At 60.4% G+C, this 20,488-nt stretch carries 18 protein-coding genes; 10 read left to right on the forward strand and 8 right to left on the reverse strand.

Translation table 11 applies throughout. The annotated features are described in order from the left end of the window. The first annotated feature begins 385 nt into the window (after window positions 1-385). Window positions 386-1,765 carry a putrescine aminotransferase gene (ygjG, locus tag NWV12_RS19070; protein ID WP_048981233.1) on the forward strand — a complete coding sequence of 460 codons (1,380 nt, stop codon included), beginning with the start codon at window positions 386-388 and terminating at the stop codon, window positions 1,763-1,765. A gap of 83 nt (window positions 1,766-1,848) precedes the next feature. On the opposite strand, the gene NWV12_RS19075 is transcribed toward ygjG, so the two are convergent. Continuing rightward, window positions 1,849-2,451 carry a helix-turn-helix domain-containing protein gene (locus NWV12_RS19075; RefSeq protein ID WP_039260488.1) on the reverse strand — a complete coding sequence of 201 codons (603 nt, stop codon included), beginning with the start codon at window positions 2,449-2,451 and terminating at the stop codon, window positions 1,849-1,851. 42 nt (window positions 2,452-2,493) lie between these two features. Between NWV12_RS19075 and NWV12_RS19080 the strand changes: the two genes are divergently transcribed. Then, entirely contained in the window at window positions 2,494-3,180 is a 687-nt protein-coding gene (locus NWV12_RS19080; RefSeq protein WP_033146704.1) for a B3/4 domain-containing protein, read from the forward strand. A 12-nt stretch (window positions 3,181-3,192) separates the two neighbouring features. Next, window positions 3,193-4,041, forward strand: coding sequence for a dihydrodipicolinate synthase family protein (locus NWV12_RS19085; RefSeq protein ID WP_048981231.1), 849 nt, complete (start codon window positions 3,193-3,195; stop codon window positions 4,039-4,041). 55 nt (window positions 4,042-4,096) lie between these two features. Here the strand turns inward: NWV12_RS19085 and lsrG are convergent, their stop codons facing one another. From lsrG to lsrA, 6 genes are read right to left on the reverse strand one after another with little or no spacing between them, the layout of a single operon-like run. Then, window positions 4,097-4,390, reverse strand: coding sequence for a (4S)-4-hydroxy-5-phosphonooxypentane-2,3-dione isomerase (gene lsrG, locus NWV12_RS19090; RefSeq protein ID WP_033146706.1), 294 nt, complete (start codon window positions 4,388-4,390; stop codon window positions 4,097-4,099). Then, on the reverse strand, window positions 4,387-5,274 hold the full coding sequence (gene lsrF / locus NWV12_RS19095) for a 3-hydroxy-5-phosphonooxypentane-2,4-dione thiolase (protein WP_048981229.1): 888 nt from the start codon (window positions 5,272-5,274) through the stop codon (window positions 4,387-4,389). Before lsrF ends, lsrG begins: the two co-directional genes overlap by 4 nt. A gap of 11 nt (window positions 5,275-5,285) precedes the next feature. Further along, complete coding sequence (lsrB, locus tag NWV12_RS19100) at window positions 5,286-6,287, reverse strand: autoinducer 2 ABC transporter substrate-binding protein LsrB (protein ID WP_033146708.1); 1,002 nt, start codon at window positions 6,285-6,287, stop codon at window positions 5,286-5,288. Between the two features lies 1 nt (window position 6,288). Continuing rightward, window positions 6,289-7,266 carry an autoinducer 2 ABC transporter permease LsrD gene (gene lsrD / locus NWV12_RS19105; protein ID WP_048981228.1) on the reverse strand — a complete coding sequence of 326 codons (978 nt, stop codon included), beginning with the start codon at window positions 7,264-7,266 and terminating at the stop codon, window positions 6,289-6,291. Further along, on the reverse strand, window positions 7,267-8,298 hold the full coding sequence (gene lsrC / locus NWV12_RS19110) for an autoinducer 2 ABC transporter permease LsrC (protein ID WP_048981226.1): 1,032 nt from the start codon (window positions 8,296-8,298) through the stop codon (window positions 7,267-7,269). After that, a complete protein-coding gene (gene lsrA, locus NWV12_RS19115; protein WP_048981224.1) occupies window positions 8,295-9,782 on the reverse strand; it encodes an autoinducer 2 ABC transporter ATP-binding protein LsrA in 1,488 nt (495 codons plus the stop codon). Before lsrA ends, lsrC begins: the two co-directional genes overlap by 4 nt. Window positions 9,783-9,997: 215 nt before the next feature. On the opposite strand from lsrA, the gene lsrR reads away from it, so the two are divergent. The 3 genes from lsrR (at window position 9,998) to NWV12_RS19130 (ending at window position 14,828) form a co-directional block, all read left to right on the forward strand. Further along, window positions 9,998-10,969, forward strand: a complete 972-nt coding sequence (gene lsrR, locus NWV12_RS19120) for a transcriptional regulator LsrR (RefSeq protein WP_039260477.1) — start codon at window positions 9,998-10,000, stop codon at window positions 10,967-10,969. 32 nt (window positions 10,970-11,001) lie between these two features. After that, window positions 11,002-12,600: an autoinducer-2 kinase gene (lsrK, locus tag NWV12_RS19125; protein ID WP_069303331.1), complete on the forward strand. Its 1,599-nt coding sequence runs from the start codon at window positions 11,002-11,004 to the stop codon at window positions 12,598-12,600. Between the two features lie 206 nt (window positions 12,601-12,806). Continuing rightward, window positions 12,807-14,828, forward strand: a complete 2,022-nt coding sequence (locus tag NWV12_RS19130) for an NADPH-dependent 2,4-dienoyl-CoA reductase (RefSeq protein ID WP_048981220.1) — start codon at window positions 12,807-12,809, stop codon at window positions 14,826-14,828. A gap of 120 nt (window positions 14,829-14,948) precedes the next feature. Here the strand turns inward: NWV12_RS19130 and rlmG are convergent, their stop codons facing one another. Continuing rightward, window positions 14,949-16,085: a 23S rRNA (guanine(1835)-N(2))-methyltransferase RlmG gene (rlmG, locus tag NWV12_RS19135; RefSeq protein WP_048981218.1), complete on the reverse strand. Its 1,137-nt coding sequence runs from the start codon at window positions 16,083-16,085 to the stop codon at window positions 14,949-14,951. 83 nt (window positions 16,086-16,168) lie between these two features. On the opposite strand from rlmG, the gene NWV12_RS19140 reads away from it, so the two are divergent. The 4 genes from NWV12_RS19140 to sstT all read left to right on the forward strand — a co-directional run bounded on the left by NWV12_RS19140 (window position 16,169) and on the right by sstT (window position 20,422). Further along, a complete protein-coding gene (locus NWV12_RS19140) occupies window positions 16,169-16,672 on the forward strand; it encodes a YgjP-like metallopeptidase domain-containing protein (RefSeq protein WP_023333531.1) in 504 nt (167 codons plus the stop codon). Between the two features lie 70 nt (window positions 16,673-16,742). Continuing rightward, the gene (locus NWV12_RS19145) at window positions 16,743-17,741 is read left to right on the forward strand and encodes a Gfo/Idh/MocA family protein (RefSeq protein ID WP_048981216.1); all 999 of its coding nucleotides are present in this window, start codon (window positions 16,743-16,745) and stop codon (window positions 17,739-17,741) included. Window positions 17,742-17,992: 251 nt separating this feature from the next. Further along, window positions 17,993-18,961, forward strand: coding sequence for a TerC family protein (locus NWV12_RS19150; RefSeq protein ID WP_029739669.1), 969 nt, complete (start codon window positions 17,993-17,995; stop codon window positions 18,959-18,961). 219 nt (window positions 18,962-19,180) lie between these two features. Beyond that, window positions 19,181-20,422, forward strand: coding sequence for a serine/threonine transporter SstT (sstT, locus tag NWV12_RS19155; protein WP_029739668.1), 1,242 nt, complete (start codon window positions 19,181-19,183; stop codon window positions 20,420-20,422). Window positions 20,423-20,488 lie beyond the last annotated feature (66 nt).

The raw sequence follows: 20,488 nt of genomic DNA on the forward strand, positions 1-20,488 counted from the left end.
TTTTTCGGCGGTAAACAATTTATCTTTAGTTGTTAAATTTGATGAAGATCGCAGATTTCACTTAAACCATACTTTTTGTACGATTTTATAATTCATTGATTTCAAATACTTTCGAAAAGAAATTACCTATAAAGCATGACCAGTTAACGCCCACTTAAGTTGCAGCCAATGCACTTCTTTAGTGCAGATGCGCTTTTCCGGCCTCATTTACCCTTTTTGTCCTGTACCGCTAAATCCCGTTTCGGTTGCTCCGGCATGATTAAATATTGTGCAACATTATTTTAACCTGGCATTTATCCCGATTTTCGTTAAGTCATCTGAAGTGGCGTAATCCCTGCAATACTTAAACCAGTATCATGTGATACGCGATCCCCGGGAGCACATTTTGAACAGGTTACCTTCCAGCGCCTCGGCTCTTGCCTGTACCGCGCACGCACTGAATCTCATTGAGAAGCGAACGCTCGATCATGAGGAGATGAAACAACTTAACCGAGAGGTCATCGATTACTTTAAAGAGCACGTCAATCCAGGTTTTCTGGAGTATCGCAAATCTGTTACCGCCGGCGGGGATTACGGAGCCGTAGAGTGGCAAGCGGGGAGTCTTAACACGCTTGTCGACACCCAGGGACAGGAGTTTATCGATTGCCTGGGTGGTTTTGGTATCTTCAACGTGGGGCACCGTAATCCAGTTGTGGTTTCCGCCGTACAGAATCAACTTGCGAAACAACCTCTCCATAGCCAGGAACTGCTCGACCCGCTGCGCGCCATGCTCGCGAAAACGCTGGCGGCCTTAACGCCCGGCAAACTGAAGTACAGCTTCTTTAGCAACAGCGGCACGGAATCGGTCGAAGCGGCGATTAAACTCGCCAAAGCGTACCAGTCGCCGCGCGGGAAATTCACCTTTATCGCCACCAGCGGCGCGTTCCACGGTAAATCTCTGGGCGCATTGTCTGCTACCGCCAAATCCACCTTCCGCAAACCGTTTATGCCGCTGCTGCCGGGCTTCCGCCACGTGCCGTTCGGCGACATTAACGCCATGCGCACCGTGCTGAGCGAATGCCGTAAAACCGGCGATGACGTGGCGGCGGTGATCCTGGAGCCGATTCAGGGTGAAGGCGGCGTGATCCTCCCTCCGCAGGGCTATCTGCCCGCCGTGCGTCAGCTGTGCGATGAGTTTGGCGCGCTGCTGATCCTCGACGAAGTCCAGACCGGGATGGGGCGCACCGGCAAGATGTTTGCCTGCGAGCACGAAAACGTGCAGCCGGACATCCTGTGCCTGGCGAAAGCGCTCGGCGGCGGCGTGATGCCGATTGGTGCGACGGTTGCGACTGAAGAGGTGTTCTCGGTGCTGTTCGACAACCCGTTCCTGCATACCACCACCTTTGGCGGTAACCCGCTGGCCTGCGCGGCCGCGCTGGCAACCATCAACGTGCTGCTGGAGCAAAACCTGCCCGCCCAGGCGGAGCAGAAAGGCGACATGCTGCTGGACGGCTTCCGTCAGCTAGGCCGGGAATATCCGGACCTGGTGCAGGACGCGCGTGGCAAAGGGATGCTGATGGCGATTGAGTTTGTCGATAACGAAACCGGCTATAACTTCGCGAGCGAGATGTTCCGCCAGCGGGTGCTGGTCGCCGGAACGCTCAACAACTCGAAAACCATCCGCATTGAACCGCCGCTGACGCTGACGATTGAGCAGTGCGAGCAGGTGCTGAAAGCGGCGCGTAAAGCGCTGGCAGCGCTGCGAATAAGTGTGGAAGAGGCGTAATCAACGCCGGGTGGCGCTACGCTTACCCGGCCTACAAAATACTGCATGCAGGCCCGGTAAGCGTAGCGCCACCGGGCTGCTTTTTATCGGTGAAATTCCGCCACCGTCATGGTGAAGCGAAGCACGGTATCGCCTTCGTTCGCATATCCGTGCGCCGCTTCCGTTTTCGCCACCGCCGATGCGCCAGCGTTAACCTGGGTCACCGTCTCATCCACCGTCAACGTTAAAACGCCTTCGTTCACGTGCAGCAGCTCAAAGGTTCCCGCCGGGTGCCCCGGAGAGGTAAAGCGCTCTCCCGGCTGCATCTCCCACTGCCATAGCTCAATCATATCCGGGCCTGCGGTTCCCGCCAGCAGTCTGGCGCGTCCACCCTGTGCGCCCTGCCACAGCACCGGAATCGCAGCCTCTTCGATAACGTGCACCAGCGGCTCGCTGGATACGTTGACGATATCCGCTACGGAGATGCCGAGCGCGGCGGCCAGCTTGCACAAGATGGCGATACTGGGGTTGGCTGCGCCCTTTTCGATCTCCACCAGCATGCCTTTGCTAACGCTTGCCCGGCGGGACAACTCGTCCAGAGACAGCTTTTTCTCTTTGCGCCAGTTGCGTATGCGGTTTGCCACGGCCAGGCTTACCAGGGCAACATCGGCACCCTGCGAAGTCATTATATTGACTTTATCAGTCATTGGTCACTACCATGGTATAAAACAGTCAATACAGGATTATTTATGTCTCTCGTTACGCCGTCAATAGATTCGCATCTTGCCGGGATTGCCCCGGGCTTTCGGGCGCTGAGCATTCTGGTTGAAGCTGCGCCGATAACCCACCCCGAGGTTGCGCCCGCCGCGTTGGCGCAGGCCTGCCAGCAGATGTTGAATGATGATGTGCCATGGGCTGATGCACACCTTTCAGACTGGGATGAGGTGTTTAAAGCCTTCGGCGCGAAACCGAAACGCACGCCCTGCTCGGCATCTGCCCTGCGCAAGCGGGTACTGAAAGACGGTTCGCTGCCGTCGCTGGATCCGGTCGTAGATATCTATAACGCGGTGAGTATTCGCTATGCCATTCCGGTGGGCGGGGAAAATCTCGCGGCGTATTCGGGTGCGCCGCGTCTGACGCTGGCCGACGGCAGCGAGCCGTTTGATACCTTCAAAGAGGGACAACCAGTGATGGAACATCCGGAACCGGGCGAGGTTATCTGGCGCGACGATCTCGGCGTCACCTGCCGCCGCTGGAACTGGCGCCAGGGGGTGCGTACCCGTCTGGACAGGCAGGCACAATCCATGTGGTTTATTCTTGAAAGCCTGCCGTCGATGCCCCTTGCGGCACTGGAAGAGGCAGGAGAAGAACTGGTCAACAACCTGCAGCGGCTGATGCCGGGAGCCACGGCTCGGGTTCAGCTGCTGACGCTGTAGGAGGACAACACGATGTTTCACGGGTTAAGCGCGTTTCCGTTAACCCCCCTGAAAGAGGGGACGTTTGACGAGCACTCCTTCATCAATCTTCTGCGCCCCGTGGTCGACGCTGGTATGGATTCACTGGGCATTTTGGGCTCAACGGGAAGTTACGCCTATCTGACCGTTGAAGAGCGCGGTCGGATCGCACGCTGCGCGGTGGCGCATGCTGATGACATTCCGGTCATCGTCAGCATCGGCGCATTGCGGCTGGACGATATTCTGCGTCTAGCTGACGACGCGCAATCGGCAGGTGTCTCCGGCGTGCTGCTGGCACCCGTGTCGTACCAGCGATTAACGGAAGACGAAGTGTTTACTCTCTATGAAACGGTGACCCGCCAGCTCTCAGTACCGCTGTGCATTTACGATAATCCCGCCACAACCGGTTTTTCGTTTAGCGATGAACTGTTATTTGCCGCCGCGGCCCTGCCGAATATAGGGTCCATTAAGCTTGGCCGCGTGCCGGAGGACCTGTTGCAGGTACGCGCTCGTCTACCTGATACCGTCACGCTGGGCATCGCCGGTGACTGGCGAGCGGCCTCCGCCCTGCAGGCCGGGTTTGACGTCTGGTACTCGGTGGTCGGCGGGTTGTTTCCGCAAACAGCGCTGGCGATTGCCCGTTCGAAAGAGTCGGCACAATCCGAGCGGCTGGAGCCGCTTTGGGCGCTGTTCCGCCATTATGGTAGTTTGCGGGTGGTAGCGGCAGCGGCAGAAATGCTGGGGAAAGTGGAAACACCCGCGCTACCCTTCCCCCTTCAGGCTCTTCAGGGTGAGCCGCGCGAAGCGCTTGCTACGATACTTGCGGATCTGGCGCTGGCTTGAACAACGCCGGGTGGCGCTAGCGCTTACCCGGCCTACAAAACCTTTATAACGCCTGTTACTCCGGCAACAGCCCCACAAAACTGCGTTTCTTGCGCGGCTCCGACATCAGCTCTTCGAGCTTATCCACGCACGCCAGATAGTGCGGGGTTTGCTTGTGCGCCAGCACCGCCTCTTCGTCTTTATAGGCTTCGTAGATAAAGAACCGGGTCTTCACCCTCGGGTCCTGCAATACGTCAAAACGCAGGTTTCCCGACTCCTGGATTGCCCCCTCGTGGTTAGCGCGAAACACCTCCAGAAACTCGTCTACCCGCTCGGGCTTAATGTTGATCTCCACCAGCGTCACGTTCATTTTGCTTCTCCCTGTTTCTCATCCTGCCAGAACTGGAACGCATCGCGGGCGTTCCAGTTCTCGTGAACCACTTTTTTCACCGCCTTCAGCATGGCGAGCGGCGCGCTGGACTGGAAGATGTTGCGTCCCATATCCACGCCCGACGCCCCCTGATCGATAGCCCGCCAGCACATCTCCAGCGCCTCGTGCTCCGGCAGCTTTTTGCCCCCGGCGATCACAATCGGCACCGGGCAGCTGGCGGTCACTTTTTCAAAGCCCTCGTCCACGTAGTAGGTTTTGACGAACTGCGCCCCCATTTCGGCGGCGATGCGGCTGGCCAGCGAGAAATAGCGCGCGTCGCGCGCCATCTCTTTCCCCACGCCCGTCACCGCCAGCGTCGGCATACCGTAGCGCGCGCCCGCATCGACAAGCTTGATGATGTTGTTGATCGACTGATGCTCAAACTCGCTGCCGATATACACCTGCGCCGCCACCGCGCAGACGTTCAGGCGCAGCGCGTCCTCCATCGCCACCGCCACGCACTCGTTGGACAGTTCGCCCAGAATCGAGTTACCGCCGGAGGCGCGCAGCACCACCGGTTTGTTCGTGGCGGCTGGCACCTGACTCCTGAGGATGCCGCGGGTGCACATCAGCACGTCGGTTTCGCCAAACAGCGGCGCGATGGAGAGGTCGATACGCTCAAGCCCGGTGGTCGGCCCCTGAAAGTAGCCGTGGTCAAAGGCCAGCATCACCGTGCGGTTGCTCTGCGGGTTGAAGATGCGCGCAAGCCTGGACTGCATGCCCCAGTCCAGCGAGCCGCAGCCCTTCAGGGTGTACGGCACATTCTGCTGCGCCGTGCCGATGCCAAAATCCTTGCCGTCTTTGATGTCGTCTAAATCAGCCATTTGCTCCCCCGTCAGAAATCGTATTTGCTGATGTTCTCTTTGGTGAACACCACGCGCTCCGGCAGCAGCACGATGCCGTTGCCCTTCGCCTCATACTGGTAGCCCTGCACGCTGTTCGGCTCGACCTTCAGCGCGCCGATATTTTTTACGTCCACGCTGTCGCCGACGTTAAGATCGCCTTTTTTCAGCAGGCGATCGGCGACGTTGACCGCAATTTTGCCCTGTTGTACTACATCCCACAGGCCGAAGGCTTTCACCGTGCCGCGCTCAACGTACGGGCGCATCACGTTCGGCGTGCTGAAGCCGACAATCGCCACCCCTTCCCGCTTCAGGTTTTCCGCCGCCTGCGCCGCCGCTGGAAGCGCGTTGGCGTCCGGGGCGATAATCGCATCCAGATCCGGATACGCTTTTAAGATCCCTTCGGCGGTTTGCAGGGATTTGGTGGCGTCGTTATAGCCAAACTGGGTCGTCACGACCTGCCACTGGGGGTGATCTTTCTCGATTTTGGCCTTCGCCTCTTTCACCCACTGGTTCTGGTCGGTGACGGTCGGGCTTGAGTAGAAGAACGCCACTTTAGCGTTCGGTTTGGTGACCTGTTTGCCCGCCATCTCCACCAGCAGGCCGCCCAGCTGCTCCGGCGTCCCCTGGTTGATGTAGATGCTGCGGCACTCCGGTTTGGTGTCGGAATCCCAGGTCAGGACTTTGACGCCGCGCTGCATCGCGCGCTTGAGCGCCGGGCAGAGGCCGTCCGGCGACACGGCGGAGACGATGATGGCGTTATAGCCCTGGTTGACGAAGTTGTTGATGAGCTGCACCTGGCCGGAGACGCTCGGCTCGGTCGGGCCGTCGTAGGTCACGTCCACGCCGAGATCTTTTCCCGCCTCTTTCGCGCCGTTGCCGCCGCTGGTGAAGAACCCCACGCCCACCAGCTTCGGGATAAAGGCAATGCGGTCCGCCGCCTGCGCCGAGGCGAAGCTGAGGGCCATTGCCAGGACTATCAGTTTTGTTTTCATCTTACGCTCCGGATAGTTTTCTAAAGAGAGAACGCACCCACTCGCGGTGCAGACTCAGCGAACGTCCCATCACCACCACAACCAGCAGCGCCCCTGACAGCGCGCTCGACACCTGGTTAGGGATGCCGACCATCTGTAAACCCTGCTGCAGATACCCCACCAGCAGCGCAGCCAGCGCCGTACCGACAACCGAACCTGACCCGCCGTAGATATTGGCCCCGCCGAGCACGGCGGCGGTGAGCGCGGGCATCAGCAAATCACGCCCCAGATCCGAACGCGCGGAGCCGAAATAGGAGACCATCACCAGCGCGGCAATCGCCGAGGCCACGCCCACCAGCCCGTACAGCGCGTAGGGCATGCCGTTCACCGACAGCGCCGCATAGCGCGCGGCGCGCGGGTTTTGCCCAATCAAAAACAGATGACGACCAAAGCGCCCGCGGTGGGTAATCAGCCAGAAGAAAACCGTAATCACCGCGAACAGCACCAGCGGGATCGGCAGGCCCAGCACCGTGAGGTTAGCGAACGCCGTGAAGCCGTCCGGGAAACCGCCGATGCCCTCGTAGCCCGTCGCACCCGCCATGCCGGAGAGCAGCAGCGCGCCGCCGCCGTAGAGGTAAAGCGTGCCGAGGGTTATGACTAAAGGACTAATGCCGGTGTAGTGGATCAGCGCCGCATTCAGCAGCCCGCACAGCAGGCCGAGCAGCAGCGTCAATGGAATAGCGACCGCCATCGGCCACCCCGCCTGCATCATCACGCCCAGCGCGATGGCGCACAGGCCGATGGTTGAACCGAGGGAGATGTCGATCCCGCCGCTGATGATGACCAGCGTGAGCGGCAGCGCCACGATACCGATGCAGATGAAGTCGCTGGTGCTGAAAAGCAGCATGTTGACGTCGAGCATGCGCGGGTTGATGGCGCCAAAGAGAAGGATCTCCAGCACCAGTAAAATCAGCAGCGCGCTTTCCCAGTTAAGCCTCATTTACGCCACCTCTTTTTTGCGTTTGGGAAACGGGGTGACGTGCTTTCCCCCTTTGTTACCCGGCTGGAAGCGGCCGTACTTCAGCGCCCGCTGATGGCGCGCCAGCGCCTGGCGCAGACGCCCGTCGAGCACCAGCACGCCCAGCAGCACCAGCCCGGCGATAAAGTCGTTCCACCACGCCGGGAGCCTGAACAGCACCAGCACGGTGTCGATTTGGGTCAGGAAGAAGGCGCCGAGCAGCGCGCCAATCAGCGTGCCCGTGCCGCCCAGCAGCGAAATACCGCCGAGCACGCAGGCGGCGATGGCCTTCATCTCCAGCCCGCTGCCGGTCTGGTTGGGCACAAAGCCAATCTGCGCGGCAAAGACGATCCCGGCGCAGGCCGCCAGCATGCCGTTGAGGGTAAAGGCGATCATGCGGGTGCGGTTCACCGCCACGCCCAGCTGGCGCGCGGCGGCGAGGTTATCCCCCACCGCGTAGAAATCACGCCCGAACGCGGTGCGCGAGAGCGTCCACGCGCCCGTGACCGCGATAATCAACACCAGCATGCCGAGCGGCGAAATGCCGATGGCGGCAGGCTCAGAGAGGGATTTCAGCCCGGGCGGCAGCCCTTCAATCCACTTTCCGCCGGTCCAGAGCAGCATCGCGCCACGGTACAGCCCCAGCGTGCCGAGGGTGGCGACAATCGCCGGGATGCGCAGCCCCACCACCAGAAACCCGTTGAACGCCCCGGCCAGCGCGCCAACAGACAGCGCGAAGAGAATGGAGATGGGCAGGCTGTAGCCGCTGTTCAGCGCCACGCCGACGGCAATGGCGGACAGCCCGACGGTTGAGCCAACGGACACGTCGATATTGCGGGTCAGCATCACCAGCGCGGCACCGATGGCCAGCAGGATCAGGATCTGCGAGCTGGCGAAAATCATCCCCAGCGTCTGCAGGCTGAAGTAGGACGGATTCAGCGCCACCAGCACGGCGAACAGCGCCAGAATGGCGAGGAACGCGCTCAGCTCGCGGTTTTTCAGCAAGGTCTTCATGACTGCCCTCCGAATGCCAGCGCCATCATCCTGTCGAGGCTGACGGCGTGGCGCGGCAGCTCGCCGCTGAGCACGCCCTGATGCATCACCAGCACGCGGTCCGCAAGGCCCGGGAACTCGTCAAGATCGCTTGAGATCATCAGCACCGCCACGTTCTGCGCCGCCACGCTTTTTATCAACTGGTAGATGTCGGCGCGCGCCGAGACGTCCACCCCGCGCGTCGGTTCATCGACGATCAGCAATAAGGGGTTGGCCTCCAGACAGCGCGCCAGCAGCACCTTCTGCTGGTTGCCGCCGGAGAGCGTGCGCACGGTTTGATCCGCATGGTTGAGCTTGATCCCCAGCGCCCGGTGATAGCGCTCCACCACCGCCGACTCCCGCTTGCGCTGCTGCCAAATCGACGGCTCGTTCAGCGCCACCGTGTTCCAGCGGATCGGCGCGTCGAGGAACAGGCCGGACACCTGCCTGTCTTCCGGCAGGTAGACCAGCCCTTTTTCCAGGCGTGAACTTACCGGATCGGCGGTAATGTCCTGATTCTCCAGCCAGACGCGTCCGCAGCGTACCGGCCGCAGGCCGTAGAGCGTTTCCGCAAACTCGGTGCGCCCGGATCCCACCAGCCCGGCCAGGCCGACGATCTCGCCGGCGAAGATCTCAAGGCTGAGATCGATAAAGCCTTCCCCGGTGAGATCCTCTACCCGCAGCACCGGGAAATCCTGCGCCTGGGTGCGGCGGTTGCCCGGCAGCGCCAGCCACAGCTTTTGCGTATCGCTGAGGGATTTCTCCCGGCTTACCGGCGTCATGGCGGCGATCAGGGCGCTGTCGTCAAACTGCGCGGTTTCACCGCTCAGCACCACCGCGCCGTCGCGCATCACCGAGACGTGGCTTGCCAGCTGGCGAATCTCCGGCAGCTTGTGCGAGATAAAGACAATCCCGACGCCGAGCGCCTGCAGGGCGCGGATCTGGCGGAACAGCCGCTCGGTTTCGCCGGGCGTGAGGGAGGCCGTGGGTTCGTCGAGGATCAGGATCCTCGCGTTGCGCATCAGCCCGCGCAGGATCTCCACCATCTGCTGATCCGCCACTTCCAGGGTGCTGGCGGCGGCGTCGAGGTTAAGCTGGCACTGGAGCTGCTGGAGCTTCTCCGCCAGGCGCTTTTCCAGATCGCGTTCGCGCGGCAGGCGAAACAGGATGTTTTCCCGCACCGTCAGGTTGGGGAACAGCAGCGGCTCCTGCGGCACCAGATAAATGCCTAACCCGTGCGCCTGAGCGGGCGTGAGCCGCGCATATGACTGCCCCTCGACAGAAAGTTCACCGCCGTCCGGCGTTTCGACCCCGGCGATGATCTTCATCAGCGTCGATTTTCCCGCGCCGTTTCCGCCCATCAGGGCGTGCACCTGGCCCGCAAGCAGCGTGAAATCAATGCCTTTTAAGACCGGCACGCCTGAGAACTGCTTGCTGATATTCCGCGCGTCGAGAAGTGGTGTCATCATCGCTCCGCTATTGAACAAATGATTTTTAGATTTAATAATGTTCAAAAGCGTAGACGGTGAACTATATTTACAACCGTGCAGGGATCACAGTTTTATCGATTGAGATACAGATAAACCAGAAACGATCTAAAAGATCCGTTTTGTCGCGTGGCTCACACTTTCCCTTCGCGCCATCACGAACATATGATCTAAATTTTTATAAGAGTTCAACTATGAGCGATAAACGCACTGCGGAAGAAGGACGGTTTGCCGGGCTGGCACTGGCGGAAGAGGAGCTCGTGGCACGCGTTGCCTGGTGCTACTACCACGACGGATTAACCCAGAACGACATCGGCGAGCGGCTCGGGCTGCCGCGCCTGAAGATCTCCCGCCTGCTGGAAAAAGGCCGTCAGTCCGGGGTGATCCGCGTGCAGATCAACTCCCGCTACGAGGGCTGCCTGGCGCTGGAGACCGAGCTACAGCAGCGCTTTGGCCTGAAGCTGGTGCGCGTGATGCCCGCGTTAAATACGCCGCCGATGAACGTGCGGCTGGGCATAGGCGCGGCGCAGTCGCTGATGGGCGTACTGGAGCCCGGCCAGCTTCTGGCGGTGGGGTTTGGTGAAACCACCATGAGCTGCCTGCAGCACCTGAGCGGCTTTATCAGCTCGCAGCAGATCCGCCTGGTGACGCTCTCCGGCGGCGTCGGGCCGTACATGACCGGTATTGGCCAGCTGGACGCGGCCTGCAGCGTCAGCATGATCCCCGCCCCGCTTCGCGTGTCATCCGCAGAAGTTGCCGGGATATTAAAACGCGAGACCAGCGTGCGGGACGTGATTCTCGCCGCCACCGCCGCCGACGTGGCGGTGGTCGGCATTGGTTCAGTGAACCAGCGCCGTGACGCCACGATACTGCGCTCCGGCTATATCAGCGAAGGTGAACAGCTGATGTATGCCCGCAAAGGGGCGGTCGGCGACATTCTCGGTTATTTCCTCAATGCCGAAGGGGAATGCGTCGAGGAGCTGGAGATCCACAAAGAACTGCTGGGCGTCACGCTCGATGAACTGGCGCAGCTGCCCACCATCGTTGGCGTGGCCGGAGGAGAAGAGAAAGCCGATGCGATTTATGCCGCACTGAAGGGTCGCCGTATCAATGGCCTGGTGACGGAGGAGACGACAGCCCGCGCGGTGCTGGCTCTGGCCGACTAAGAGCCGCCCTGCGCTAACAACGAGGCAAGCTCATGAGTTACCTTTTAGCGTTAGATGCAGGGACAGGCAGCGTTCGCGCCGTGATTTTCGATTTACAGGGCAACCAGATTGCCGTCGGCCAGGCCGAGTGGAAGCACCTGAGCGTGGAGAACGTGCCGGGATCGATGGAGTTCGATCTGGAGACCAACTGGCAGCTGGCCTGCCGGTGCATTCATCAGGCGCTGGAGCGCGCGCGCCTGAGCGCGGCGGATATTCAGTCCGTCGCCTGCTGCTCGATGCGCGAAGGGATCGTGCTGTACGACCGCAACGGCGAGGCCATCTGGGCCTGCGCCAACGTCGACGCCCGCGCCAGCCGCGAGGTGGCCGAACTCAAAGAGATCCACGACGACCGTTTTGAATCCCAGGTGTATGAGGTTTCCGGCCAGACGCTGGCGCTGAGCGCCATGCCGCGCCTGCTGTGGCTGGCGCACCATCGTCCTGACATCTACCGTAAAGCCGCCACCATCACCATGATCAGCGACTGGCTGGCGGCGAAGCTCTCCGGCGAGCTGGCGGTCGACCCGTCTAACGCGGGCACCACCGGCATGCTGGATCTCTTCTCCCGCGACTGGCGTCCGGCGCTGCTCGACATGGCCGGGCTGCGCGCAGATATCCTCTCCCCGGTGAAAGAGACCGGCACCGTGCTGGGCGCGATTACCAAAGAGGCCGCGCAGCAGAGTGGCCTGCGCGAAGGCACCCCGGTGGTGATGGGCGGCGGCGACGTGCAGCTGGGCTGCCTGGGGCTGGGCGTGGTTCGCGCCGGGCAAACTGCGGTGCTGGGCGGCACCTTCTGGCAGCAGGTGGTCAATCTGCCGCAGGTGCGCACCGACCCCGAGATGAACATCCGCGTGAACCCGCACGTTATCCCCGGCATGGCGCAGGCGGAGTCGATCAGCTTCTTTACCGGGCTGACCATGCGCTGGTTCCGCGACGCCTTCTGCGCCGAGGAAAAGCTGATTGCCGAGCGGATGGGGATGGACACCTATTCCCTGCTGGAGGAGATGGCGAGCCGCGTGCCGGCTGGCTCCCACGGGGTGATGCCGATCTTCTCCGACGCGATGCATTTCAAGCAGTGGTACCACGCCGCGCCGTCGTTCATTAACCTTTCCATCGACCCGGAAAAGTGTAACAAAGCGACGCTGTTCCGCGCCCTGGAGGAGAACGCGGCGATTGTCTCGGCCTGCAACCTGGCGCAGATTTCGCGCTTCTCCGGCGTGACGTTTGAAAGCCTGGTGTTTGCGGGCGGCGGGGCCAAAGGCGCCCTGTGGAGCCAGATTTTAAGCGACGTCACCGGGCTGCCGGTGCGCGTGCCGGAAGTGAAAGAGGCGACGGCGCTCGGCTGCGCGATTGCCGCAGGTGCGGGCGCGGGGCTGTTTGCGGATATGGCCTCGACGGGCGAGCGGCTGGTGAAGTGGAGCCGCGAGTTCACGCCGAACCCGCAGCACCGCGAGCTGTACGACGGCATGATGCAGAAATGGCAGGCGGTGTACGCCGACCAGCTCGGGCTGGTGGACAGCGGGCTGACGACGTCGATGTGGCAGGCACCGGGGTTAGTAAAAACCCACACCCCTCACCCTGCCCCTCTCCCCTGAGGGGAGAGGGAAAAATCAGATCGAGCCAATTCTTTGAGACCGCACCAGCCAGTCCCTTCTCCCCTTTGGGGAGAGGGTTAGGGTGAGGGGCGAAGTTCTTTGAGATCTATCACAATCATTCGATCCCGCTTTTACCTTTCCGCTCCCGCTGGCTAAATTAGTAACTCATCCGACCACATAACAATAATTTTACACTGGAAGAGACTATGAGCCGCTACCCGTCGTTATTCGCCCCCCTCGATCTGGGGTTCACCACACTCAAAAACCGCGTGTTGATGGGCTCGATGCACACCGGGCTGGAGGAGCATCCGGACGGGGCCGAGCGTCTGGCAGCCTTCTATGCCGAGCGCGCCCGCCACGGGGTGGCGCTGATTGTCACCGGCGGCGTGGCCCCGGCGCCTTCCGGCGTGGGCATGGAGGGCGGCGCGGTTCTGAACGATGCGTCACAGCTGCCGCACCACCGCATTGTGACCGACGCGGTACACCGCGAGGGCGGTAAAATCGCCCTGCAAATCCTGCACACCGGGCGCTACAGCTATCAGCCGAACCTGGTCGCGCCGTCGGCCATTCAGGCGCCAATCAACCGCTTTAAACCTCATGCCCTCAGCCACGATGAGATCCTGGCGCTGATCGACGACTTTGCCCGCTGCGCGGCGCTGGCGCGCGAGGCGGGCTATGACGGCGTGGAGGTGATGGGCTCTGAAGGCTATCTGATTAACGAGTTCCTCGCGGCCCGCACCAACCAGCGCGACGACGAATGGGGCGGCGACTATGCCCGCCGGATGCGCTTTGCCGTGGAGGTGGTGCGCGCGGTGCGCGAACGTGCGGGCGCAGACTTTATTATCGTCTTCCGCCTGTCGATGCTCGACCTGGTGGAAGGCGGCGGCACGTTCGACGAAACCGTGCAGCTGGCGCAGGCGATTGAAGCCGCCGGTGCCACGATTATCAACACCGGGATTGGCTGGCACGAGGCGCGCATCCCGACCATCGCCACGCCGGTGCCGCGCGCGGCGTTCAGCTGGGTAACACGGAAGCTGAAAGGCAAAGTCTCTGTTCCACTGGTCACCACCAACCGCATTAACGATCCGCAGGTAGCGGACGATGTGATTTCACGCGGCGACGCCGACATGGTGTCGATGGCGCGCCCGTTCCTGGCCGATGCCGAACTGCTCTCCAAAGCGCAAAGCGGCCGTGCGGACGAGATCAACACCTGCATCGGCTGTAACCAGGCCTGTCTGGATCAGATCTTCGTCGGCAAGGTCACCTCTTGCCTGGTTAACCCGCGCGCCTGCCATGAAACCAAAATGCCGGTCGTTCCGGCGGTCAGTAAAAAGCGCCTGGCCGTGGTGGGCGCTGGCCCGGCGGGCCTGGCGTTTGCGGTGAATGCCGCCTCGCGCGGGCACAGCGTGACGCTGTTTGATGCGCTGGCGGAGATTGGTGGGCAGTTTAATATCGCCAAACAGATCCCCGGCAAAGAGGAGTTCTATGAAACCCTGCGCTACTACCGCCGGATGATCGAGCTTACAGGCGTCGAGCTTCGGCTTAACCAGTTTGTCAGCGCGGCGGATCTGATCGGTTTCGACGAGGTGATCCTGGCGAGCGGGATCGTGCCGCGCACGCCTGCGATCGAGGGTATCGATCATCCGAGGGTGTTGAGCTATCTGGATGTATTGCGTGACAAAACGCCGGTCGGCGAGAAGGTGGCGATTATCGGCTGCGGCGGGATCGGCTTTGATACCGCCATGTACTTAAGCCAGCCGGGCGAGGCTACCAGCCAGAACATCGCCGAGTTTTGCGTGGAATGGGGTATCGACACCAGCCTGAACCAGTCCGGCGGGCTACGCCCGGAAGGGCCGCAGCTGCCGAAAAGCCCGCGCCAGATCGTGATGCTGCAGCGCAAGGCCAGCAAGCCGGGCGAAGGGCTGGGCAAAACCACGGGCTGGATCCACCGCGCCACCCTGCTCTCGCGCGGGGTGAAGATGATCCCGGCGGTGGGCTACCAGAAGATCGACGACGAGGGTCTGCACGTCACGATCGGCGGCGAGCCGCAGCTGTTACGTGTGGATCATGTGATTTTATGCGCCGGGCAGGAGCCGAAGCGCGATCTGGCGGATCCGCTGCGCGAAGCCGGTAAAACGGTGCATTTGATCGGCGGGTGCGACGTGGCGATGGAGCTGGATGCGCGGCGGGCAATTGCGCAGGGGACGAAGCTGGCTCTGGCGATCTAGGGTATTGCCGGGCGGCCAGGGTAAAAGCAAAACGGCAACCCAGTTGCCGTTTTTAGCGTTTGCTCCCTCACCCTGTGGGAGAGGGCCGGGGTGAGGGCATCAGGCCGCACATCCCCAATCTTACCGACGACGTCCCAGCTTCACCGCCTTCAGCACCACGAACTTATTGTTCGTCGCAACGGTGACGCAGTTGCCGAAAATCTTCTTCAGCTTGTGGAAATAGTCCAGGTGGCGGTTCGCCACGATGTACAGCTCGCCGTTGATTTTCAGGCAGCGGCGCGCGTGGTGGAACATCTCCCACGCGACGTTATCCGTCAGGGCGTGCTTCTGGTGGAACGGCGGGTTGCAGAACACGGCGTTGAAGCGGAACGGCTCTACGCCGGACAGCGCGTTGTTGATCATAAACTCGCAGCGGTCCAGCGCTTCCGGCATGTTGGTTTCCACGTTCAGACGGCTGGAGGCCACCGCCATTGGCGATTCGTCGCTGAACACCACGCTGGCGTCCGGGTTCTTTGCCAGCAGCGTCAGGCCAATCACGCCGTTACCACAGCCCAGATCGACAATCTCACCTTCCAGATTTTCCGGCAGATGTTCCATAAAGAAACGCGCCCCGATATCCAGCCCGGTGCGGGAGAAGACGTTTGCATGGTTGTGGATGGTCCAGTCGGTGCCTTCCAGCTTCCAGCTCAGGGTCTCCGGCGTGTCGGCCAGCTCCGGCGCGCTGAAGGTGCAGTTGATCAGGCGCGCTTTTTTCCAGGCCAGCGTCGTGGTGGTCGGGCCGAGGACTTTCTCGAACAGCTCGAGCGTCGAGGTGTGGATATCGCGCGCTTTAGCGCCCGCGATGATGCGCGTTTCCGGCGTCACGACCTTACGCAGCGCGCGCAGCTGTTGCTCCAGCAGCGCCATGGTTTTTGGCACTTTGATCAGCACCACGCCCGGCGCCTGCGGGTAGTCCGCGGTGCTGTCGAGGAACTTCACGCTGGACTCTTCGATGTCGTTATGGCGCAGGTTTTCACGCGTCGCCAGCTCGCTCAGGTAGGAATCGCCGATGCTGTATGGCGTGTGCTCCGCCAGGGCGCAGCCCAGCGCGCCAAAGGCGTCATTCAGGATCAAAACCGGGCCGCGGATTTCAGTCTCATCCAACTGCTGCAGCAGATATTCATCCGCCGCTTCCCACGCCATGAGCGGGTTAACGTCGTCCGTTTCCGGGAAACGTTTAAGGTTGAGTGAACGGAAACCGTTGTCTAAGTGGCTCATCGGCCCTCCTGAATGGTAAAATTTGGCGTATCCCTGAAAAGGGTGCGTGAGTATACCCGTTTTCGCATTAATTTGGGCTTTTGATGAACCAACTTACTTATCTCCAGGGCTATCCGGAGCATTTACTGACTCAGGTTCGCAGCCTGATTGCCGAGCAGAAGCTCGGCGCGGTGCTGGAAAAACGCTATCCCGGCACGCACGATTTCGCGACAGATAAGGCCCTCTGGCAGTATACGCAGGATCTGAAAAGCCGGTATCTGAAGAGCGCGCCGCCGATCAACAAGGTGATGTACGACAACAAGATCCACGTGCTGAAAAACGCGCTCGGCCTGCACACCGCCATCTCTCGCGTACAGGGCGGCAAGCTGAAAGCGAAGGCCGAAATCCGCGTCGCGACGGTTTTCCGTAACGCGCCGGAAGCCTTTCTGCGGATGATCGTCGTCCATGAGCTGGCGCACCTGAAAGAGAAAGAGCACGACAAAGCGTTCTATTCCCTGTGCTGCCACATGGAGCCGCAGTACCACCAGCTGGAGTTTGATACCCGCCTGTGGCTTACGCATTTATCGTTAAATGGTAATGCGGAATAGCGCACGCGAATTGTCATGATGACGTGCTACAGTGGCTAAAGGTTCCCCGCTACGGAGTACGTAAACGTTTATGATACGTTTCGCAGTCATTGGTACGAACTGGATCACGCGCCAGTTCGTCGACGCCGCCCACGAAACCGGCAAACTTAAGCTTACCGCAGTCTATTCCCGCAGCCTTGAGCAGGCGCAGAGTTTTGCCAACGATTACCTCGTTGAGCATCTCTTCACTTCGCTTGATGACATGGCGCAAAGCGACGCCATTGACGCGGTGTATATCGCCAGCCCGAACTCCCTGCACTTCCCGCAAACGAAGCTGTTCCTCAGCCATAAAAAGCATGTGATTTGCGAGAAGCCGCTGGCGTCAAATATTGAGGAAGTGGAAGTGGCCATTGCGCTTGCCCGCGAAAACCAGGTGGTGCTGTTCGAAGCGTTCAAAACCGCCAGCCTGCCGAATTTCCTGCTGCTGCAGCAGTCCCTGCCGAAAATTGGCAAAGTGCGTAAAGCCTTTATCAACTACTGCCAGTACTCGTCGCGCTACCAGCGCTACCTGGACGGCGAGAACCCCAACACCTTTAACCCGGCGTTTTCGAACGGCTCGATTATGGATATCGGTTTCTATTGCCTGGCCTCTGCCGTGGCCCTGTGGGGCGAACCGCACGGCGTCAGCGCCACCGCCAGCCTGCTGGAGAGCGGCGTGGATGCGCACGGTGTAGCGGTGCTGGATTACGGTGATTTCAGCGTCACGCTGCAGCACTCCAAGGTGAGCGACTCCGTGCTGCCGAGCGAAATTCAGGGCGAAGCGGGCTCGCTGGTTATCGAGAAGATCTCCGAGTGCCAGAAAGTGAGCTTTGTGCCGCGCGGCGGCAAAGCGCAGGAGCTGACGCAGCCTCAGCATATTAACACTATGCTCTATGAGGCAGAGGTCTTCGCCCGTCTGGTGGAAGACAACGAAGTGAATCACCCCGGCCTCGCGGTGAGCCGCACCACGGCGAAGCTGCAAACGGAGATCCGTCGCCAGACCGGCGTGGTATTCCCGGCAGACGGCGTGAGCGCGGAAGCGATCGCGTAAAGCTGTGTAATGAAACGGCGCAGACCATTGACGAAACCAATGGTCTGACATATTTTGTTACCTGCAAAGGGGAGTAACTTCTTCGCCGGTGGATCGTCATTACGATGCGTTAAACACGCATCCGGTCGCCGGGCAACCTTCGTGGTTGTAAGTGAGACCTTGCCGGAAGGCGAGGTCTATGCATAAAAAGCTAACGGCTATCGTCTTCTGACCATGGCCGTTTTTGTTTTTTTATGTGTAAGGAAAATAGTATGCATTCTGTCGGCACTCCAATGTTGTGGGGCGGATTCGCGGTTGTCGTGCTCATCATGCTGGCGATCGACCTCTTTTTGCAGGGGCGTCGCGGCGCACACGGCATGAGCATCAAACAGGCTGCGGCCTGGTCTCTGGTGTGGGTCACCCTCTCCCTGCTGTTCTGTGCCGCCTTCTGGTGGTACCTGGCGTCGACCGAAGGCCGCGCGGTGGCCGACCCTCAGGCGCTCGCCTTCCTCACCGGTTATCTGATTGAAAAAGCCCTGGCGGTTGATAACGTCTTCGTCTGGCTGATGCTGTTCAGCTACTTTGCCGTGCCTGCTGCCCTGCAGCGACGCGTGCTGGTGTACGGCGTGCTGGGCGCGATTATCCTGCGTACCATCATGATCTTCGCCGGCAGCTGGCTGATTACCCAGTTCGAATGGCTGCTGTACGTCTTCGGCGCGTTCCTGCTGTTCACCGGGGTCAAAATGGCGCTGGCGAAAGAAGACGGCTCCGCGATTGGCGATCGCCCGCTGGTGAAGTGGATCCGTGGGCATCTGCGCATGACCGACAAGATCGAGAGCGAGCACTTCTTCGTGCGCAAGAACGGCCTGCTGTTCGCCACCCCGCTGCTGCTGGTGCTGATTCTGGTTGAGCTGAGCGACGTGATTTTCGCTGTGGACAGCATTCCGGCGATCTTCGCGGTGACCACCGACCCGTTCATCGTCCTGACCTCAAACCTGTTCGCCATTCTCGGCCTGCGTGCGATGTACTTCCTGCTGGCAGGCGCGGCGGAGCGCTTCTCGATGCTGAAGTACGGTCTGTCGGTGATCCTGGTGTTTATCGGCATCAAGATGCTGATCGTCGATTTCTACCATATCCCGATCGCCATTTCGCTCGGCGTTGTGTTTGGCATTCTGATCGTGACGCTGATTATCAATACCTGGGTTAACCGCCAGCACGATAAGAAGCAGCAGGTGGAGTAATCCCCCTCACCCCGGCCCTCTCCCGCAGGGAGAGGGTGAACACACTTTTGTAACGCAGCAGTTAAAAAATATGATGCAACACGTAAAATCCAGCATTTTACGCTTCCTTCCTTTCGCGCATTCCCTATACTCGACCAGGCAAACATTTACTTACATCCGGACATAAATGTGACTAAGAGCACATCCGGGATGGAACGCAATTTCACTCAGGAAATACGTATGAGCACACAATCAAGCGGACTGTTCGCGCGCCTGGCGCAGGGCAGCCTCGTTAAACAAATTCTGGTCGGGCTGGTGCTGGGTATTCTGCTGGCGATGGTGTCAAAACCTGCTGCGGAGGCTACGGGGCTGCTCGGGACCCTTTTCGTTGGCGCACTGAAGGCCGTGGCACCGGTACTGGTTCTGATGCTGGTCATGGCGTCAATTGCCAACCACCAGCACGGACAAAAAACCAACATTCGCCCCATTCTGTTCCTGTATCTGCTGGGAACCTTCTCGGCTGCCTTAACGGCCGTGGTGTTTAGCTTCCTGTTCCCGTCCACGCTACACCTGACCAGCGCGGCCGGTGACATCACGCCGCCATCCGGCATTGTCGAAGTGCTTCGCGGACTGCTGATGAGCATGGTTTCTAACCCCATCACCGCGCTGATGAGCGGAAACTACATTGGCATCCTGGTCTGGGCGATTGGCCTGGGCTTCGCGCTGCGTCACGGTAACGACACCACGAAAAACCTGGTCAACGATCTGTCCAACGCCGTGACCTTTATGGTGAAGCTGGTGATTCGCTTTGCGCCAATCGGTATTTTCGGGCTGGTCTCCTCTACGCTTGCAACCACCGGTTTCGACGCGCTGTGGGGCTACGCGCAGCTGCTGGTTGTGCTGGTCGGCTGTATGCTGCTGGTGGCGCTGGTGATCAACCCTCTGCTGGTGTTCTGGCAGATCCGCCGCAACCCGTATCCGCTGGTGCTGACCTGCCTGCGCGAGAGCGGAGTGTATGCCTTCTTCACCCGCAGCTCTGCGGCGAACATTCCGGTTAACATGGCGCTGGCGGAGAAGCTGAACCTGGACCGCGATACCTACTCCGTGTCGATCCCACTGGGCGCAACCGTAAACATGGCGGGCGCGGCAATCACCATTACCGTGCTGACCCTGGCGGCGGTGCATACGCTGGGCATTCCGGTGGATCTGCCAACCGCATTGCTGCTGAGCGTGGTGGCGTCACTGTGCGCCTGTGGCGCATCCGGCGTAGCGGGCGGTTCGCTGCTGCTGATCCCGCTGGCGTGTAATATGTTCGGCATCCCGAACGAGATTGCGATGCAGGTTGTGGCCGTCGGCTTTATCATCGGCGTGCTGCAGGACTCCTGCGAAACAGCGCTGAACTCCTCTACCGACGTGCTGTTTACCGCAGCGGCCTGTCAGGCGGAAGACGCGCGTTTAGCGAAGAACGCCCTGCGCAGTTAACAACAAAAGCCCAGTGGCTACGCCTTACCGGGCCGACAGGGTAAATGCAAAACGGCAACCAACGGT

It is taken from the genome of Enterobacter sp. Crenshaw (assembly GCF_024734705.1).
Lineage (GTDB): Bacteria > Pseudomonadota > Gammaproteobacteria > Enterobacterales > Enterobacteriaceae > Enterobacter > Enterobacter asburiae_B.

Excerpts from the sequence above, each read along its gene's own strand:
- NWV12_RS19075 (WP_039260488.1), bottom strand. The coding sequence starts at position 2,451 with ATGACTGATAAAGTCAATATAATGACTTCGCAGGGTGCCGATGTTGCC.
- NWV12_RS19080 (WP_033146704.1), top strand. The coding sequence starts at position 2,494 with ATGTCTCTCGTTACGCCGTCAATAGATTCGCATCTTGCCGGGATTGCC.
- NWV12_RS19085 (WP_048981231.1), top strand. The coding sequence starts at position 3,193 with ATGTTTCACGGGTTAAGCGCGTTTCCGTTAACCCCCCTGAAAGAGGGG.
- lsrG (WP_033146706.1), bottom strand. The coding sequence starts at position 4,390 with ATGAACGTGACGCTGGTGGAGATCAACATTAAGCCCGAGCGGGTAGAC.
- lsrF (WP_048981229.1), bottom strand. The coding sequence starts at position 5,274 with ATGGCTGATTTAGACGACATCAAAGACGGCAAGGATTTTGGCATCGGC.
- lsrB (WP_033146708.1), bottom strand. The coding sequence starts at position 6,287 with ATGAAAACAAAACTGATAGTCCTGGCAATGGCCCTCAGCTTCGCCTCG.
- lsrD (WP_048981228.1), bottom strand. The coding sequence starts at position 7,266 with ATGAGGCTTAACTGGGAAAGCGCGCTGCTGATTTTACTGGTGCTGGAG.
- lsrC (WP_048981226.1), bottom strand. The coding sequence starts at position 8,298 with ATGAAGACCTTGCTGAAAAACCGCGAGCTGAGCGCGTTCCTCGCCATT.
- lsrA (WP_048981224.1), bottom strand. The coding sequence starts at position 9,782 with ATGACACCACTTCTCGACGCGCGGAATATCAGCAAGCAGTTCTCAGGC.
- lsrR (WP_039260477.1), top strand. The coding sequence starts at position 9,998 with ATGAGCGATAAACGCACTGCGGAAGAAGGACGGTTTGCCGGGCTGGCA.
- lsrK (WP_069303331.1), top strand. The coding sequence starts at position 11,002 with ATGAGTTACCTTTTAGCGTTAGATGCAGGGACAGGCAGCGTTCGCGCC.
- NWV12_RS19130 (WP_048981220.1), top strand. The coding sequence starts at position 12,807 with ATGAGCCGCTACCCGTCGTTATTCGCCCCCCTCGATCTGGGGTTCACC.
- rlmG (WP_048981218.1), bottom strand. The coding sequence starts at position 16,085 with ATGAGCCACTTAGACAACGGTTTCCGTTCACTCAACCTTAAACGTTTC.
- NWV12_RS19140 (WP_023333531.1), top strand. The coding sequence starts at position 16,169 with ATGAACCAACTTACTTATCTCCAGGGCTATCCGGAGCATTTACTGACT.
- NWV12_RS19145 (WP_048981216.1), top strand. The coding sequence starts at position 16,743 with ATGATACGTTTCGCAGTCATTGGTACGAACTGGATCACGCGCCAGTTC.
- NWV12_RS19150 (WP_029739669.1), top strand. The coding sequence starts at position 17,993 with ATGCATTCTGTCGGCACTCCAATGTTGTGGGGCGGATTCGCGGTTGTC.
- sstT (WP_029739668.1), top strand. The coding sequence starts at position 19,181 with ATGAGCACACAATCAAGCGGACTGTTCGCGCGCCTGGCGCAGGGCAGC.